This is a genomic window from Planktothrix paucivesiculata PCC 9631 (assembly GCF_900009265.2).
In the GTDB taxonomy this organism is placed as follows: Bacteria; Cyanobacteriota; Cyanobacteriia; order Cyanobacteriales; family Microcoleaceae; genus Planktothrix; species Planktothrix paucivesiculata.
In genome coordinates this window covers 1-18,293 of sequence record NZ_LR735014.1, presented here as the reverse complement: position 1 = coordinate 18,293, position 18,293 = coordinate 1, and the positions used below count along the sequence as shown (strand labels likewise).

At 39.7% G+C, this 18,293-nt stretch carries 16 protein-coding genes and 1 pseudogene; 7 read left to right on the top strand and 10 right to left on the bottom strand.

The annotated features are described in order from the left end of the window. The first annotated feature begins 96 nt into the window (after window positions 1-96). The gene (locus PL9631_RS11180; RefSeq protein ID WP_083620285.1) at window positions 97-735 is read left to right on the top strand and encodes a histidine phosphatase family protein; all 639 of its coding nucleotides are present in this window, start codon (window positions 97-99) and stop codon (window positions 733-735) included. Window positions 736-808: 73 nt separating this feature from the next. Next, window positions 809-2,035, top strand: coding sequence for an acetate kinase (locus tag PL9631_RS11175; protein WP_083620283.1), 1,227 nt, complete (start codon window positions 809-811; stop codon window positions 2,033-2,035). Between the two features lie 128 nt (window positions 2,036-2,163). Here PL9631_RS11175 and PL9631_RS11170 read toward each other — a convergent pair whose 3' ends face one another. Together PL9631_RS11170 and PL9631_RS11165 are read right to left on the bottom strand one after the other, a co-directional pair. Continuing rightward, entirely contained in the window at window positions 2,164-2,388 is a 225-nt protein-coding gene (locus tag PL9631_RS11170; protein ID WP_156090523.1) for a hypothetical protein, read from the bottom strand. A 104-nt stretch (window positions 2,389-2,492) separates the two neighbouring features. Then, window positions 2,493-5,570 carry a Tn3 family transposase gene (locus tag PL9631_RS11165; protein ID WP_083620535.1) on the bottom strand — a complete coding sequence of 1,026 codons (3,078 nt, stop codon included), beginning with the start codon at window positions 5,568-5,570 and terminating at the stop codon, window positions 2,493-2,495. Window positions 5,571-5,770: 200 nt separating this feature from the next. Between PL9631_RS11165 and PL9631_RS11160 the strand changes: the two genes are divergently transcribed. Further along, window positions 5,771-6,355: a tyrosine-type recombinase/integrase gene (locus PL9631_RS11160; RefSeq protein WP_083620277.1), complete on the top strand. Its 585-nt coding sequence runs from the start codon at window positions 5,771-5,773 to the stop codon at window positions 6,353-6,355. Between the two features lie 68 nt (window positions 6,356-6,423). Here the strand turns inward: PL9631_RS11160 and PL9631_RS27530 are convergent. The 4 genes and pseudogenes from PL9631_RS27530 to gatA all read right to left on the bottom strand — a co-directional run. After that, a pseudogene (locus PL9631_RS27530) lies at window positions 6,424-6,576 on the bottom strand (IS701 family transposase); the annotation flags it as partial. Then, entirely contained in the window at window positions 6,555-6,872 is a 318-nt protein-coding gene (locus PL9631_RS26730; protein WP_231516704.1) for a transposase family protein, read from the bottom strand. The gene PL9631_RS26730 and the pseudogene PL9631_RS27530, both read right to left, overlap by 22 nt. Before the next feature lie 50 nt (window positions 6,873-6,922). Further along, window positions 6,923-7,306 carry a helix-turn-helix domain-containing protein gene (locus PL9631_RS26725; RefSeq protein WP_231516703.1) on the bottom strand — a complete coding sequence of 128 codons (384 nt, stop codon included), beginning with the start codon at window positions 7,304-7,306 and terminating at the stop codon, window positions 6,923-6,925. Window positions 7,307-7,544: 238 nt separating this feature from the next. Then, window positions 7,545-9,005, bottom strand: coding sequence for an Asp-tRNA(Asn)/Glu-tRNA(Gln) amidotransferase subunit GatA (gatA, locus tag PL9631_RS11150; RefSeq protein ID WP_083620274.1), 1,461 nt, complete (start codon window positions 9,003-9,005; stop codon window positions 7,545-7,547). A gap of 240 nt (window positions 9,006-9,245) precedes the next feature. Here gatA and PL9631_RS11145 point away from each other — a divergent pair, with 240 nt between their 5' ends. Genes PL9631_RS11145 through PL9631_RS11135 form a run of 3 tightly spaced genes read left to right on the top strand, consistent with a single transcriptional unit; the run spans window position 9,246 to window position 11,444 of the window. After that, window positions 9,246-9,689 carry a helix-turn-helix domain-containing protein gene (locus tag PL9631_RS11145; protein WP_083620272.1) on the top strand — a complete coding sequence of 148 codons (444 nt, stop codon included), beginning with the start codon at window positions 9,246-9,248 and terminating at the stop codon, window positions 9,687-9,689. 27 nt (window positions 9,690-9,716) lie between these two features. Beyond that, window positions 9,717-10,349 carry a COP23 domain-containing protein gene (locus tag PL9631_RS11140; RefSeq protein WP_083620269.1) on the top strand — a complete coding sequence of 211 codons (633 nt, stop codon included), beginning with the start codon at window positions 9,717-9,719 and terminating at the stop codon, window positions 10,347-10,349. Window positions 10,350-10,391: 42 nt separating this feature from the next. Beyond that, window positions 10,392-11,444 (top strand): S1 family peptidase, encoded by a 1,053-nt coding sequence (locus PL9631_RS11135; protein ID WP_083620266.1) that lies wholly within the window; start codon window positions 10,392-10,394, stop codon window positions 11,442-11,444. A gap of 137 nt (window positions 11,445-11,581) precedes the next feature. On the opposite strand, the gene PL9631_RS11130 is transcribed toward PL9631_RS11135, so the two are convergent. Both PL9631_RS11130 and PL9631_RS11125 read right to left on the bottom strand, forming a co-directional pair. Next, window positions 11,582-11,791, bottom strand: coding sequence for a hypothetical protein (locus tag PL9631_RS11130; RefSeq protein WP_083620532.1), 210 nt, complete (start codon window positions 11,789-11,791; stop codon window positions 11,582-11,584). Window positions 11,792-11,895: 104 nt separating this feature from the next. After that, window positions 11,896-12,498 (bottom strand): superoxide dismutase, encoded by a 603-nt coding sequence (locus tag PL9631_RS11125; protein ID WP_083620264.1) that lies wholly within the window; start codon window positions 12,496-12,498, stop codon window positions 11,896-11,898. Window positions 12,499-12,753: 255 nt separating this feature from the next. Between PL9631_RS11125 and PL9631_RS11120 the strand changes: the two genes are divergently transcribed. Next, window positions 12,754-15,006, top strand: a complete 2,253-nt coding sequence (locus PL9631_RS11120) for a hybrid sensor histidine kinase/response regulator (protein ID WP_083620261.1) — start codon at window positions 12,754-12,756, stop codon at window positions 15,004-15,006. A 42-nt stretch (window positions 15,007-15,048) separates the two neighbouring features. On the opposite strand, the gene PL9631_RS11115 is transcribed toward PL9631_RS11120, so the two are convergent. Both PL9631_RS11115 and PL9631_RS11110 read right to left on the bottom strand, forming a co-directional pair. Beyond that, the gene (locus tag PL9631_RS11115; protein WP_083620259.1) at window positions 15,049-16,935 is read right to left on the bottom strand and encodes a methyl-accepting chemotaxis protein; all 1,887 of its coding nucleotides are present in this window, start codon (window positions 16,933-16,935) and stop codon (window positions 15,049-15,051) included. Window positions 16,936-17,073: 138 nt separating this feature from the next. After that, entirely contained in the window at window positions 17,074-18,198 is a 1,125-nt protein-coding gene (locus tag PL9631_RS11110) for a THUMP domain-containing class I SAM-dependent RNA methyltransferase (protein WP_083620529.1), read from the bottom strand. Window positions 18,199-18,293: the final 95 nt, after the last annotated feature.

Genomic DNA, 18,293 nt, shown 5'->3' with positions numbered 1-18,293 from the left:
GGAGAATCTGATATGTTAAGCTAACTGAAAATCAAAGTACCCCCTTTTTAATGGGATTTAGGAGGAGCAGATCAATCCTATTATTTTATCAAAATTATGACTGTTAAATTGTATTTTTTACGACACGGAGAAACCACCTATAGTCAACAAGGGGGTTATTGTGGAAATTTAGATCCGGAATTAACCGAAAATGGCTTAAAAATGGCGGAGCAATTTGCCCAATCTTATCAGAATTTCACTTGGACAGCCGCCTTTGTCAGTCCGATGAAACGAACTATTGCCACAGCCAAACCCTTGTCTGATCTAGTGGGTTTAGAAATGCAATTTCGAGAAGGTTTAAAAGAAATTGCCTATGGAGAATGGGAAGGAAAACTTCCCGAAACTGTTAATGAAAATTACCACGATGATTATGTTAGATGGTTAACAGATCCAGGTTGGAATGCACCGACCGGAGGGGAGAAAGGAATTGATATTGCTCGCCGTTCTTCCCAGATAATTCAAGAAATTGAAGAACGTTATCCCTCGGGTAATATTTTAATTGTGTCTCATAAAGCCACGATTAGAATTATGTTATGTGGATTATTGGGAATTGATATTGGTAGATTCCGCGATCGCATTGCTATGCCGACGGCAGCCGTTAGTATAGTAGAATTATCTTCTCGCGGGCCGTTATTACATACTTTAGCGGATCGTTGTCATTTAGATGAAACTTTACGATCTTCTATTGGAACTTAAAATAGGGATTTAAAGGATTAATTTAATGACGCAACAGGTTAAGTTCTAATCACAATTTTACTTAATTTATCCTATGAAAATCTTAGTATTAAATGCGGGTTCCAGTTCTCAAAAAAGCTGTCTGTATGAAATTAAAGAACCAGCATTACCCGACTATCCCTTACACCCGATTTGGGAAGCCAATATTGATTGGACAGCTTCAAAAGAATTAGGTTTAATGACCGTCAAAACTCCAGGGGTGAAACAAGAATATCCCTTAGATTTAAAGTCTAAACAAGATGCGATCGCGCAGTTATTTAATACCCTAATTACTGGAGAAACCCAAGTTTTAAATGATCTTTCAGAAATTACAATAGTTGGTCATCGCGTTGTCCATGGAGGTTCAGACTATTCAGAAGCAACATTAATTGATCAAAAAGTAAAGGCAACCATTCGGGATTTAATTCCCCTCGCTCCCAGTCATAACCCCGCCCATTTAGAAGGAATTGAAGCCGTAGAAACCCTATTAGGAAATGTTCCCCAAGTAGCGGTTTTTGATACCGCATTCCATCGAACCATGCCCGATTATGCCACGGTTTATCCCATTCCCTATCAATATTTTCAAGATGGAATCAAACGCTATGGATTTCATGGGACTAGCCATAAATATTGCGCTCAAAAAACTGCAAAAATTCTAGGAAAACCCTTAGAATTTTTAAAATTAATTACTTGTCATTTAGGGAATGGATGTTCCTTAGCCGCTATTAAAGATGGGATTAGTATTAATACAACGATGGGATTTACTCCCCTAGAAGGATTAATGATGGGAACCAGAAGCGGTTCTATTGATCCATCCATTGTATTATATTTAATCAGTCAATATAAATACGATATTCAGCAAATTAATCAAATTTTAAATAAAGAATCGGGGTTAAAAGGTATTAGTGGGGAGTCGGGCGATCTGCGATATGTGTTAACAGAAATGAACGCTGGAAATGCTCAAGCTAAACTGGCTTTTGAGATGTATATTCATCACTTAAAAATGGGAATAGGACAAATGTTAGCTAATTTAGGCGGTTTAGATGCGTTAGTTTTTACCGCCGGAGTCGGAGAACACGCCGAAAAAGTTCGAGAAACAGCTTGTCAGGGATGGGAGTTTTTAGGCTTAAAATTAGATTTAGAAAAAAATGCCTCTCACCCTATTGATCAAGAGATTTCAACAGCAGATTCACAAGTGAAAGTATTAGTAGTTCATACGGAGGAAGATTGGGCGATCGCTTCTGAATGTTGGCATATATTTAATTCATATACACAACAATAATCAGAAACCGGGTTTCTATAGAATTCCATGTTGATTACTGATAATCTGACAAAGAAACCCGGTTTCTACACACACCAGAAACTTAATTTAACAACAGTTTCGGTGATCGATCAATATTGTCAAGATTATCAAGCTGCTTTTTCTCCAAAAGACTTTAGCCGTTTTAACCATTCCTGCCAGTAGTTGAGCAATTCTTCCCGTTTGAACGTAAATATTTCGGCATCTTCACCTGGAAGAGCCACAACAATTAAACCATTAACAACTTTAGTGCCAAACAAACTTTCACCATAGCATCGATTAATTGCACCACCATAAGCTACAAGCTGTAAAGGTTTATCGTAGAGTTTTCCCACTCGCAGTTTAGGGTAGCCGCCGAGATACGTGCAAAATGGGACACGTTGTAAAGTTTTGTTAAGGAGCCAACCCAAAACCAGCGATTTTCAAGGATTCCAAATGGTTAAGCCAGCACTAAACTTTCGACCTCATCCAACGAAGGTGGCACAGTCTCCAGATCAATCAGGTAATCACCAAACCGCTTAACATGAGCCGTAATATAAGGACTCACAACCGCCACATCCTCACGGCTAATCAAATATCCCTGCTTCTGTAAATCCCGCAATATATCAGTTAAATCAACAACATTTTGGAACAAAACAGCATTGGCTACCAAATCCTTATACTTAATTACCTTTTCCTGTTCAATGGGGTCATTTTTCATCACAACTCCAAAGCCACCAAAGAAAAACCACTTCGAGAATTTATGATAAGCCTCCACAATATTGGTCACAGCAGTAATTTCTTTTCTCAGTTGCATATCCGATATGTATTGCAGCAAGAAAACAGTTCTTACGACTTGTCCTAATGACTGAAAAGCTTGATATAACCTGTTTTTACGGCTATAATTCCCCAATTTACGCAATAAAATTGCACTCGATACCTTACCTGTTTGAATTGATAAAACTACCTGTAAAATATCTTGCCAATGAGTTTCTATCCGCTTCCAATTCACCGTTTCAGAGAACAAAGAATCAATATGTTGATAAACAGTATCTTTGTCAGGACGATAAAAATTTAAATCTTTCCAATTCCGAATTCGAGGCATTAACTTAATTCCCAGCATATGTGCCAATGCAAACACAGGTGTTGATTGACCGTGGGTATCAGCATGAATTGTATCGGGTTGAATATCGGAAGAGTTTTTTAATAACCCCTCGATGATATGAACAGCTTCCCAAGTGCCACAGGAAATAAACTGGCTAAATAACGCTACATAGGTATCAGAGACATGGTGGTAAGCTATTCCTCCGTAACCCCCATAGCGAATATGATACTCAGACAGTAAATTCTCTTCGTAGAGTTCATACTTCGTTCCATCTGCCGCCGCACTCTTACCATCACCCCAAACCTTGGGCAGATTTAAAGCATTGTAACGGTTAATAATATCCACCAATGCGGCATTGAGCTTATCCACGGTCACATGGCGACGGTTGACAAATGCCAGTTCCTTGGCGGTGACGATACCTCGCATATGTCTCGCTGCTTGAGCCGGCCCCAAATTGCAACCGTAAGTAAACGTCGTTAAAAGATAACGTTCCGTTGCCCGTTCAATTTTAGGATCTGAACCGGATAATGGCCCAAAGTGACGGGTAAAATTTGTCCAGTAGTCAACATTTCTGAGGATATCGATTAAATTTCTTTCTGGAAATAGTTCTTCGATTTTCTCTATTAAGGCTTTGGCAGCAACACTCAACTCGTTACGCTGATACTTTTTGAGTATGGGTGAGCCTTGATCATTAATAATAAATTGATGGTTATTGGGATAACCTGCATCGACAGATGCCGCCGTGTCCGTCAACCAGGATTTCAATGTCTTAGTAAACTCAGAAGCGTTATTAGGAAAGCCTACATTCTCACAGTATTGGTCAACTAAAGGCAAACACTCTGACCAAGGCAGTAATTGTTCTCGATAGTCGGCGTAATCTTCACTACCAACGACGCAGATATCTCCTGACCTTAATTCGGCTGCTAGGTAGTAAAAAATACAAGCCTCGAAGTGTCGCCGAACGAATTTGGTTTTCTCTCCCTGCTTGACTACAATTAATTTTCGCCACTGTTCTGAAATAAAATCTAGTTCAATACTTGAAGTGAGAAATTCTCCTCGACGATGAGAATTATCGAGGACAAATTGTAATGCTTCGATAACACTTTGTTCGGTAGTCGTTGATTTGAACTCTAAGGCTTTTACTAAGCGGAAGAAGGTCTGACGATGATTTTTATAGAATTTCCAAATTAGAGGAAGATGATTATTACCTCTATAAGCATTCATCGCCTCACATTCCGAAAGTAGTTGTTCTGCTCCTCCGTCTTGAGTGAAGATATTATTGAGTTTATGAAATAGAGATATTTCCTGATTTTTTAGGAGCTTGGTAGAGAGATTCAATTCTTGTATCTGTTCTAGCGAATTAGATAAATAACTATCGGATACTTCCCGCTCTAGGTGAGAATCTACTTGTTCATGAGTTAATTGATTTTCATCTATAAATACATGAAGAACATTAGTCAACACTTCAACTAATTTCTCTTGTGTTTCTTGAATTCTTTTTTTGATGAGTTCTAATTCTTTAGTCGCGTCGTTATTGATTGAGCGCATTTGCTTTAAAAACATCTCAACCAAACTATCTCGTGCTGTCACTTGCGACGCATAAATTAAACATAAAATCAAAGTCATCCGTTTGGATAAACTGAAATCTTTGATTTCATGGGCATCTAACACCCGTGCTTCGGCAGCAAAATGGTGAATTTTGGCAGTGGTAAGATCCTTGAGAATTGGCTGAACATCACCCACAGAATCTAGCCAGATTAAATGTACAATAAAGTCATTAATATTGTTACGAGTAGGGCTTTTAGGTAGTTGTTTCAGGCTATTAAAGGCGGTTTTATACTCAAGCGGATGACGCTCTAACAAGTCCAGCAAGCGTTCTTGATAATCTGACGAGATGCGACTCAGTACCTGGGAAAATAATCTTTGGTTTACTACATTTCTCACTCGCCGGACTAATCTATTTAATGTGTTGAATCCGGGTAATTCATATCTATTTTTAACTAATTCAGCAATGGCTACATTCATCAAATCAGCCGGGTTATCCATGATAGTTGCTGATTCATTCACTGCTTTTATAGCTAGATGTAGCCCAGTTTGATTAAATTGATTGACCTGAAGATATTCGCGGATAGCAGTCCGGTGCCGATACAGGGTTTTACGATTTTCATAACCCAAAACAGTCTCAACTGAAAATTTTAAACTGCTGCGAATATGAGCAACTATTTTCAGAGGAATATCTACTAGAGAAGGAAAGTAACCGAGTCGCTGAAATGATTTTAATAGGCATAATAAGTTCAGAATATTACTTTCACCTTGAGTTGTAGCATAAGCTAAAGCAATTTCGCTCTTTTTGGGTGTGTAAATCTCCGTGAGTTCTTGGGCTGTCAATTGACGCTTAAATCGAGGGTAAGCGGTACGTTCTATCGATGTCACCATCAGTATGTGTTTGTGCGATTTAAGACTTCAAAAGATATATATCACCAATCAGCCACTACGTCAGGAGTTTATGTAAAGAAACATTACCAAAAAGAACTGTTTATGGGCAAGTTTTTAAAATGGAATGTGTGGGGAGTTGATTGTGTCGTACTCAATGCCATAGCACCCAATTATCTTTTATGGGCAAGTTGGTTTTTATGACTCATACTGCTCCACCCAAAAAAGTCACAAATCTAGAGAAGCGAACACGAGAACATCTGCTACCCAATGAAGTTGAAGCCCTGATTAAAGCAGCCTCGTCAACAGGGAGGCATGGTCACAGAGATTCGACTTTAATTTTACTGGCTTATCGTCACGGTCTACGTGTATCAGAATTGGTAGCCCTGCGATGGGAGCAGATAGATTTTTCTAGTGGCACGATCTATATCAATCGACTCAAGCATGGTATCAGTTCAACGCATCCTTTACGTGCCAGAGAGTTAAGGTGGCTACGACAACTACAACGAGAATCTCCTAACTCTCCTTACTTGTTTGTTTCTGAGCGTGGTACTCCGATGGCTGCTGCCACAGCTTTTAATATTATTCGTCGTGCTGGCACTCGTGCTGGTTTAGCTTTATCAGTACATCCCCATATGTTACGTCATGCCTGCGGGTTTTATCTGGCATCTCATGGTCATGACACTAGAGCTATTCAGGCTTATCTGGGACACAAGAATATTCAACACACTATTCGCTATACAGAACTATCGAGCGAGCGCTTCAAAAATTTCTGGCTCGACTGAACCTAAAATCAATGCTTTCAACCTGATTTCTTAACAAAACTTTACAACGTGTACCATTTTGCACGTATCTCGGTGGCTACCCATACAGTTTTGGGTTTTTCTACTGGGAGTTGAATTTCACTAAAAGCTCCCTGGGGCAACGATTTAGCTAAATTATCTAATCGAGTTTCCTCTGTTTCATCTTCCCCTTTTTTGAGGATTACCTTTCTATTCTTGGCGACTCNTTTTCTTCTCGATGTTCAAGGGATATTTCTTGATTCCTCGGTTTCTTATGTGGTGTATTAATTGCTGTTTCCCCTACATAAGCTTTATCCCCCCTGTATTTTTGATGATTCCCCAATTCCTCCCTTCTTTCTCTCCACAATTTTAGATCGCTTGTTGCTCCGGTATAACCCACAGCTACATCCACTATTTCTTTCCCGTTTGGCATGACAATGACTTGATTTTTAAAGGTATGTGTTTTTTTCTTTCCTGAGTAATATTTTTTTTGCTCTTCATTGTCTGTTGGTCTTTGCATGGGCTGTTCATAGCTATCTACTACTAACTCAAATTCCAGCAGAATTTTTTCTACCCACTCCCAATCACTCTCGTTTTTTTTATTTGCTCAACTAAACTGGCTGGCAGTAATTCTCTCAAGATTTTTATCCAGTTATGGAAAATATCATTCGCTGTTGATTCACTCACTTCAAACTGTAACCCTAACATTTGAAATGTCGGCATCTGATGCAGATAAATTAGAGTTAGTAAGATTTGTTCCTCCACAGACAATTTCTGGTGACGACCCCCGCCTGCTTTAATCAACCTGATCTTAGCTTTTTCCTGTTCCTGCCGTCTTTCTTGCTCTAATAACTCCGCGGCTTGAATAAGTTTTATTAGCTGTTCGTATTCCATCCCTAATAGCCTTTTTGCTTGCTGGGGATTCTTGTCCAGATAGTCTCTTAATTTACTCATCTCTCATTGGGGTAAAATTAAATTTTACCATCAAGTATCCCTCCCCATTTCTATTTTGGAGATGTCTAATCATTATCATCTATTTCCATCCTTATTTTTGTTTAAGTCCCATTAACTGAAATTAGTTATAAGGAAACATTGTAGACAACTCAAGAAACCGGGTTTCTATCCAAAAATATTAGATGAAAACCAAAAGGCTACGGCTAGAAACCCGGTTTCTGACTCATGAATTTACAGATTAGATTCCTTGAGGTTTGTAATTGTGCCAATCCGTGGCTTGTTCATAGGCATTAGCAACTTCTAATAACCGAGATTCCCCTAACGGTTTCCCAATTAATTGCATCCCAATGGGTAAACCTTGATCATCAAACCCACAGGGAACACTAATACCTGGTAAACCCGCTAAATTAACTGGAATTGTCATTAAATCCGATAAATACATACTCAAGGGATCGGCCGTTTTTTCCCCTGCTTTAAAAGCCGTTGAAGGCGCGGTCGGACAAACTAAAACCTCCACTTGACTAAACGCCCGATCAAAATCTTCCTTAATTAAAGTTCTGACCTTTTGGGCTTTCAAATAATAGGCGTCATAATATCCCGCCGATAATACATAGGTGCCCATCATAATCCGACGTTTGACTTCCGCCCCAAACCCCTGCGCCCGGGTTTTCTGATACATTTCAATTAAATTATCCGCATCGGGATAACGGAAACCATATTTCACCCCATCATAACGGGCTAAATTAGCAGAGGCTTCCGAAGGAGCAATCACATAATAAGTTGGTAAACCATAGCGAAATCGAGGACAAGAAACCACTTGAATTTCTGCACCCAATTCCTGTAAAACACTAATAGCTTTGGTGACAATTTTTTCAACAATTGGATCTAATCCTTCGCCAAAGGTTTCCTTAATTACTCCAATTTTAATCCCACTTTTAGCTCTTAAAGAAGGTCTCAGGGCTGAAACATAATCGGGAATGGGAAAGTTTAAACTGGTGGCATCTTTCGGGTCGTGACCGGCGATCGCTTGTAATAAAATAGCCACATCCTCAACAGAGCGTCCAAAGGGCCCAATTTGATCCAAAGACGACGCATAGGCGACTAACCCATAGCGAGAAACTAAACCATAGGTGGGTTTGAGTCCGACAACGCCACAGAAGGACGCGGGCTGACGAATGGAACCCCCCGTATCCGAACCCAAGGAAACCACCGCTTCTTCGGCTGCTACGGCCGCCGCCGAGCCCCCGGATGAACCCCCCGGAACCCGTTGTAAATCCCAAGGGTTGGCTGTTACCTGATAGGCGGAGTTTTCCGTGGAACTGCCCATGGCAAATTCATCCATGTTGGTTTTTCCGACCATCACCGCCCCGGCTGCGGCGAGTTTTTGGGTAACTGTAGATTCATAGGGAGGGATAAAATTCTCTAAAATTTTGGAACCACAGGTAGTCCGAATGCCCTCGGTACACATATTGTCTTTAATGGCGATCGGAATTCCTGCTAACAAGCCGATTTCTTCCCCTGCGGCTATTTTGGCATCGACTTGACGCGCCTGTTCTAAGGCTCTATCCGCCGTCACATGGAGAAAACTCTTTAATTGGGGTTCGAGTTGTGCAATCCGATCCAGTGCTTCCTGGGTGATCTCAACGGCGGAGCGCTCTTTTTTGATCAGTTGTCGGTGCAACTTACGGATGGATGCCATACTCTGTTATTCCTCATATTCTTAAAATACCCATATCAGAGTTTAACACCAGGAGGGGGTGTTAAGGGGAGGCAGGGGGAGCGTCCTCGCTCGTTGAGTATCACCCAAAACCCATTCGTAATTCGTAATTCGTAATTCGTAATTCGTAATTCGTAATTCTCAGAAATTCTGGCTTTGATCCGGAAAACCCTTAAAACCATCAGATAGACTAACCAACTTTCCTGATGCTGAATCGGAGGAATGCCACCTAAAGCGCACATCGAACCCTACTTAACCCCGGATGACCTGAAAGCTCGCTATCGTCAAGCACGAGACACGACAGAGGCCCGTCGATGGCATTTGCTTTGCCTTGTGGCGGGGGATTGGACAATCAAACAATCGGCTGAAGTGGTGGGGCTGAATTATGACTATGCCAAAGAAATTATCCGGCGCTACAACCGCGAGGGGCCAAGTTCTGTGAAGAACCGTAGCCGGGAGCGCCAACCCCCCATCGCCAAATCTTTGCTCACTTCAGGACAACAACAGGAACTTATGCAAGCCTTACAGGGGCCAGCACCGGATGGTGGCCCTTGGTCTGGGCCAAAGGTGGCGGAATGGATCGCTGAAAAAACGGGGCGTCCTCATGTTTGGCCCCAAAGGGGTTGGGATTATCTCAAACGTTTGGGGGTGAATTGGAAGGATTGAAATATCAAAAATGATTGGGAATAAATTATGAAAAACTCTGTTTTTGGGAAAGGTTTACAAATTAGTGCGATCGCTTTTAGCACTATTTTGGGATTTGCTTCTGTTAGTCAAGGACAGGAATTAATAACAAATAGTTCCTGTAATTTTGGTAACTTGAGTGCCTGTGAATCTTCTGGAGTTCAATTGTCTGAACGTCAGTATGCTGAAACGATTAGACAGGAGTTTTATTGTGATCTGAGTTCCGATGGAATTCCGACGACATTTGTTAAGAATACCAGGGGAACTTTCCCTGTGATTCGTTGGGTTTCTCGAATATTTGATGATGCGGGTTATGTTCCTGAAACTCGTTGTCGTCAAGTGTCTTCCAAATTCCAACAGTTTCAGAAGCGGGGTCTATTAAATTATGTCACCACGGGACGGGTGAATAATCAACCTGTTATCTGTGTTTCTAATGCTCAAGATGGGCCTTGTTTGGGGATTTTATTTACGTTGAAACCGAATCAAAATGCTAATCGTACTTTGAAACAGTTATTTGATCTAAGGGCGAATGCCAGTGCTGGGCCTTTGGAAGAAAGTAATGGTCGATTGTATTTAGATCTGAGTCAATATATTGAGGATCAAAGTAGTGTTTCTGTCCTCGATTCGGTTCAATTAAATTGATAGTCTTGAACAAAAAATAAATTGATTTTGATTCAAGTTTTCATGGTTAATCGATTTCTAAGTTGTCTAACAATTACAAGAATTACGAGTATTGGTAGTTGTTTTTTAACCCTGCCAATATTTATTTTTTCTGATCTATTTTTTAAGTCTTCATCTTTAGAAGTTCGGTCTGGAAGTTCGATCAATTTCTCGATCAAATCCGATGCTTTTTGTGGGCAAAATTATTGTCAAGTTTGCACTCCAAAAGAATTACAAAGAATTGCACAAAGAATAACAGTTAAAATTTTATCGGGTTCGGCTTGGGGGTCAGGAATTTTAGTGAGAAAAGAGGGAAATATTTATACTGTTTTGACGAATCAACATATTTTAACCCCAAGTGATCCGCCCTATTCTATTCAAACCCCTGATGGTCATATTTATTCGGCTAATCCGATTTCAAATTTTCAGTTTTCAGGACAGGATTTAGCGTTATTACAGTTTGAAAGTCTGAGAATTTATGCGATCGCTAATCTTGAATATTCAAACGTACTTCAGCCAGGGGATAAGGTATTTGGGGCGGGTTTTCCTTGGGTAAAACGCTCAGAATCACCGGATATTATTGAAATTAATAATAGACTTATTCACCCTAAAAATACTTCTAATTTAAGGATTAATCATAAACCACTGCCTTCTAAGTTTTCCCAACTGAATGAACCGGAATTTTTACCAAAATTAGGATTTAATTTAACCAGAGGTCGGGTTTCTTTATTATCTAAAAAAGCAATTCAACAGGGATATAAAATTGGTTATACTAATCCGATTAAAAAGGGCATGAGTGGGGGGCCATTATTAAATATTCAGGGAAAAGTGATTGGAATTAATGGAATGCACGCCTATCCTCTTTGGGGAGATCCCTATATTTATCAAGATGGTTCTTTACCCAGTCCCCAACTCCGAGAAAAAATGGTGGAATTAGCTTTTGCTGTTCCCATCGAACAGGCTATAATCTCTTTACCTGAATTGGATCAATCTGCGGTTTTGCCGTCGATATTAATGAATAATATTAATTATCCTATTTTCGATTATTTACAGATGAATAGGGGTTGTAAGCATTAAACTTTTTTGTTTGTTTATAGGCGCTAGGGGAGGGGCTAAAGCCCAACAACGAACGGGGGAATAATTATTAATACCTACTGACAAAGATTAAAGAATATCAGCTTCCCTGTTCCCTGTTCCCTAGCGCTATATAAATTTTAACTAAAAACCTCATCTTCTATTCCTAACCACCACTCCCCCAAATTAATTAATTCTTGATGCAGTTGGGCTAACTCTTGAATATATTCTTCCTGGGAAATTTCTAAACGGCGTTCTTGGAGTTTTTTTAACCGCAATTGTACCAATAACCAAGACTTAGAAATACCATTGGTACTTTCAATATATCGGGCAAGATCTTGACTATTCATGGTTAAAATTTGAATTAATTGGGATGATAAAAAAAACAAGACAGTTCTAAAAATAGAATGACTGTCTTGCTTGTGGTTCAATCTATTTCAGAAAGAATGCTTAATTATGCAGCGGCGAAGTTTTCGGCCACAAAATCCCAGTTCACTAATTTATTGAGGAAGTTTTCAATGTAAGCGGGTCTGGCATTTTGGAAGTCCAAATAATAGGCGTGTTCCCAAACATCCAAAGTTAATAACGGAGTGGCTCCATCCACAACAGGAGTTCCTGCATTAGCGGTTTTGGTAACTTTCAGAGTGCCATTATCTAATACTAACCAAGCCCAACCACTACCGAATTGAGTCGTAGCGGCGGTTTTGAATTCTTCGATAAACTTGTCAAAGCTACCAAAGTCAGCATTAATTTTTTCGGCTAAAGCACCTGTAGGTTGGCCACCGCCACCGGCTTTCAGACTGTTCCAAAAGAAAGTATGATTCCAGACCTGGGCCGCATTGTTGAAAATTCCAGCTTTGTTAGGGTCGTTGGCGGTTGCTTTGATAATATCCTCTAGGGATTTATCCGCTAGTGATGTCCCCTCAACCAGCTTATTCAGGTTTGTGACATAAGCCGCATGGTGCTTACCATGATGGAAGGAAAAGGTCTTAGCTGACATTTTGCTTGGTTCTAAAGCATCGTCAGCGAAGGGTAAGGCGGGAAGTTCAAAAGCCACAGTGTTTTCTCCTCTCTAAATGGGTGTCGGTTATTCTAAACAAATCTTCACATAAATTTGATTTTATATCAAAAATTACAAAAGTTGGCGATTTTGGCCCTTTAAGTCTTGATTCTCTGTCTCAAGGAAGGGGTTCGTCTAAAGTTAACCGAGATCCCCGAACTGATGATTGAGATATCTGAGAAATTTGTTAAGATTTATTAATTGAGTTAAATTCAACCCCTGTTTACCTGGTTTTTCCCCAAAAAAAATACTATGACGGAACCGATAAGTAGCAACAATCAACAATCTAGCCTAGATGTCCAACAGTTGCGGGAAGAACGGTCGTTGATTTTAAATCAGATTGATAATGCGATCGCTCTATTCAATGATACTCACCAATTAATCCTATTCAATCAAAAATTAGCCGATATTTGGGGATTATCTCCAGAATTTCTCAACCAAAAACCCCCGATATCTGTGCTAATTTCCGAGATTTTATTACAAGGGTATTGGGAAGCAAAGCACTGTCAACAACTGCAAAATTGTTTAGAACAAGTCGAGATTGATAATTTATCCTTTTGCATCGAACAAAATAACCGAGTTTGTCTGGAAATTGAAAGCCGATTATCCTCCAATGGCAGTCGATTATTTACCTTTCGAGATATTACCTATTATCGCAATTCCCAAGCCAGCTTAAATACAGAAGTGCGCCGACTCAGATTTTTATTAGGATTAAATGAACGCCTACAAAACTCGGATAATTTACAAGAAATTGCCCAGTTTGCCTTAAATTATTTAGTCTCGGTCATGGATGCGGCTTTTGGAGATGTGAAAGTCATTTCTGGAGAGGGAAAAAATCGCCAAGCGGGAGCCATTGTCAATCAAATTTCCGGTCAATTTATTGCTACCTATGGAGAACCTGCTATTGCTTCGATGCAGGAAGTTTTAAACCAGGGAATTCCCTATGGTCAAGGTCTATTATGGGATGTAGTGGAAACGGGGGAACCTTTATTTGTTGACAATTATGCCCAACATCCTAAATCTATTCCCAGATTTCGAGAACCCGGATTAGGTCGGTTAGGAATCTTTCCAATTCCGGCAACGAATGGCAATATTATTGGTGTATTAACTTTAGAATCCCGGGATTTAGATCGTTTACAAGAATATCCTCAACGGGATATGTTAAATGCCGCTTGTCGAACCCTGGGAGCCTCAATTGAACGGATACAAGCTCAAGCCCGTTTGCAACAAATTAATGAAGATTTAGAACGGGCTTCTCAACTCAAATCTGAATTTTTAGCATCCATGTCCCATGAATTGAGAACTCCCCTGAATAGTATTTTGGGCTTTTCTGACTTGCTTAAACGTCAAATTGGCGGCCCTTTAAATGAACGTCAACTCAACCATTTACAACTGATTGAAAAAAGTGGTCAACATTTATTACAACTGATTAACGATATTTTAGATTTATCCAAAATTGAAGCGGGTAAAACTGAATTAGATTTACAATCCGTGGATATTCACCTCCTCTGTAATGAATGTTTGAAAATGATGCAGCCTCGGGCTGATAAAAAGCGGTTAAAAATGTCTGTAGAATTAGATTATCGTGTGCATCATGCGTTTTTAGATGAACGACGGGTACGCCAAATTATTATTAATTTACTCTCTAATGCGGTTAAATTTACACCGGAAGCCGGAAGCATTAAATTAAGTGGATTTTTAGCCTATGGAAGCCAAATGAGTCACGACTATCGACCCGATTGTTCTCCGGTAAATGCCAGTACACCCTATCTTTGTTTAGAGGTTCAAGACTCAGGAATTGGCATCCCAGAAGATCGCTGGCATTTGTTATTTCGTCCCTTTCAACAGGTCGATTCTGCCCTGACACGACGGCATGAAGGGACGGGATTAGGATTAGCTTTAGTTAAACGATTAGCCGAATTACATGGGGGAACAGTTTCTATTAGTTCAATAGTAAATCAAGGGAGTTTATTTCGGGCTTGGTTGCCGTTAACGGAAATGCGGGGAGAACTCAGTTTAAATCCAGAATCCTGCGATTTATCCTTACAAAAACTATCTGAATCTTTAAAAGATCCTAATCCTGATTGTGAAAATTCCCCTAGAATTTTAGTGGTGGAAGATCAACCCTTTAATCAATTATTAGTGTCGGAAGTTTTAGAATTAGAGGGATATCGAGTCGAATTAATTAGTAATGGTCAGACCATGTTAGAGGCCATTCAGTCTCCCTTGGTTACGCAAACAACACTTCCTAATTTAATTTTAATGGATGTACAATTACCCGAGGTCGATGGGTTAGAATTAATGCGTCAATTAAAAGCCCATTCTATCTGGCAATCCGTTCCTATTATTGCTTTAACCGCCATGGCAATGTCTGGCGACCGAGAACGCTGTTTAGATGCGGGTGCTTCTGCTTATTTAAGTAAACCTTTGGATTTGGATTTGATGCTAGTTTTGGTGAAATCTTTCATCCCTTTTCAGTCTGAAATTGATGAAATCAATGAATAAATAGGGAATAAGTCTGATTACTGGTGAGGGCGAGGAGACTGATTACAAAACTTCTTTGAGGTTTTGAGTGGATTCATTCAGTTTTTCACCGCCAACTTTTATTTGACTAATTCCTTTTGCGGTTTCATTCGCCCCGGAGGTTAAATTATTCATAGCTTGATTGACTTGTCCAATAGCTAGGGCTTGTTGATTGGAAGTTAAGGCAATCTGTTGACTACTTTGAAAAATTTGTTCAATAGACTTAGCCACATCTGCAAAAACTTGAGCGGTTTGGTGGGCAATATGTACCCCGGATTCTACATTTTTAGTTCCTTCTTCGGTGACAACAACGGTTGTTTGAATCATTCGTTGAATATCATTAACCAAAATATTAATTTTCTGGCTCGATTTCTGACTCGCATCGGAGAGTTTTCTAATTTCCGAAGCCACGACGGCAAATCCTTTACCATGTTCTCCGGCGCGTACCGCTTCAACGGCGGCATTTAAAGCTAACATATTCGTTTGATTGGATAAATCACTCACCACATCCGAAACGCTCCCAATTTGATGGGTTTGTTCACTTAATTGTAGAATTTTTTCGGCAATGGATTCAACTTTAACTTTTAGGGTTTCTAATTCTTGTAGGGCTTTCTGAATGGCAACTGTTCCCTGTTCGACCCGCTCTAGGGCTTGTTTTGCGCCAAAAACCGCCCCTTCTGCTTGTTGCGCCGATTGTTGAGAGGAGGCGCTGAGTTCGTCCATGGTGACATTGGTTTCTTGAACGGAAGATAATTGTTGATTGGCAATCCGTTCTTGTTGATTAATTGTGGCAAAAATCTGACTGGAAAAAGCCGTTACTACCGCTACAACTTCCAGAATAGAATTAACTAATTTTTTGAATAAAATAACACCAAAAACAATGAAAATTCCCCCGACTAAGAGGGTGACAATCACCGCGACTCGAATAAAGCTATTAATCGGTTCTAAAACAACGGATTTAGGGACTTTATAGAAGATGATAAAAGGATTTTCCCGGGTGATTTGATTGGGAAAAATAGTATTATAAGTCATAATATAATCATTACTCTCTGTCACTAAACCACTTTCTCCCGATAGCAGTTGGTTTACAATGGCTTCCGAGTAGTCATTTTTGATATTATTATTGTTATTGAGTTCAAACCCCCATTGCCGATCAGCCACCGGATGTCTTAAATAATATCCATCTTGATTAATCGCTGAAAACTGTTGCTGCATTTGTTCATTTAAGGCACTATTATCCGCGAGTTCAAAAAGACGTTCAACCAAAATATTCGCAATTAAAATTCCTCGTTTTTCTCCGGCCTGATTATAAACGGGTGTCGCATACCGAATAATCGGTTTATACGGGATTTCAATTTGACCATTATCTCGGCTTAAATTAATCTCAGAGACATAGATTTCTCCCGATTTTAGCCCTATAGTTTTAGGAAAATATGCCGTAGAAGATACATTGCGTAACTGATTCAAAGGAGTGACTACCGCTTGATTATTCATCGCCCGCACTCTCACCAGTTCATTGCCTTTTTCATCAATATACCTAAGTTGATCATAATACCGTCGATTATTAATGAAAGAGGTAAAAATAATTTCTAGGCGATTATTCCAACTTTCATAGGTCGATTTATCTTCTGGATCAATGCCCTTATTTTCCAGGGCTCGGATCATTCCTTGAACCGGGGGGGTTTGGCTTAGATACAAAATATCAGATTTAAAAATATCTGAAAATAAATTAATGGTTGTTCCACCACTTTGGGATTCATTGGTCATGGAACGAACCACTGAATCCATTAAATATTGGCGAGAATTAATAATATTGAAAGAACTGACTGCTAGGACTGGAAAAACAATACTAGCAATGAGTAAATATAAAAATTTACTTTGAGATTTACCATACGCGCCAAATTTTAACATATTTTTTTGAACTTATGATTAATTTAGCTTTAGATCATAGCATGATTTTTTCTGATTTCCAAAGATTGAATATTTTCCAATCTTCTTAATACTGAAATGGTAATTTTTCTAATTATATTTAGCCTAATTATATTTAGCCTAATAAAGATCGTACTTTAACAAAGTACAAGGTAAAGCCCCATTATAAACCGCAATTCTTCGAGATGTCCTCAAGCCGATCTGTTTTCCCAAGGCTTTATTTCCGGTTAAAACATAAGCTGTCCAGCCCTTAAACCGTTGTTTAAAAACATCTCCCAACTGTTTATATAAAGGAGCCAAGTCCTCGGTATTTCCTAGGCGTTCGCCATAGGGAGGATTACAAATAATGATCCCATGATCCGCCGGAGGTTCGACTTGAGATAATTCTATTTGTTGCAGTCGAATTTGTTTGGCTACGCCGCAGCGTTGAGCATTTTCATAGGCTTGATCAATCATATCTTCATCCTGGTCAGAACCGACAATCGGCGCGGTTAAGCTAGTTAATTGTCCGTCTAAGGCATCCTGTTTTAGATCTGCCCATAATTTAGGATCAAAATCTTTCCATTTCATAAATCCAAAGGTTTCTCGGAATAGCCCCGGAGCAATATTTAAACCTTTTAAACTGGCTTCTATTGGTAAGGTTCCTGACCCACATAACGGGTCTAAAAACGGTAAATCAGGATGCCATTCTGCCATGTGTAGGAGGGCGGCGGCTAGACTTTCTTTTAAGGGAGCCAGCCCCACGGCTGGACGATATCCCCGACGGTGCAAACTACTGCCTGAACTATCTAAACTTAAAATTCCTTGATTGTCATGGATATGAAAATTAATCCATAAATCGGGATTATTAATATCAATATCTGAGCGTTCTCCAAATTCCAAACGCTGTTGATCAATGATGGCATTCTTAACCTGAAGAGCGGTAAAATGGGTATGGTTTAAAACGTCATTTTTGCCCGTGCAGTTAACCGCAAAAGTATTCAGGGGTGAGAGATAGTTATTCCAATCAATATTTTGAATTTCCTGATACAACCGTTCTCCATTGGGACAGGGAAACTCAGCAATGGGAACTAATACCCGAAACAGAGTTCTTCCCCAAAGATTAACTCGATAAAGCAGTTGGCGGGAACCGCTAAAATGAACCCCCGCAAAGTCGGGACGAACATCATGGGCACCTAAAGTTTCTAATTCTTGAGCCGCTACAAACTCTAAACCCTTGGCAACGGTGGCAAAATACTGGGTCATTATAGGGAATAGGGAATGGGGAATGGGTAATGGGGAATGGGTAATGGGTAATGGGTAATGGGTAATGGGTAATGGGTAATGGGTAATGGGTAATG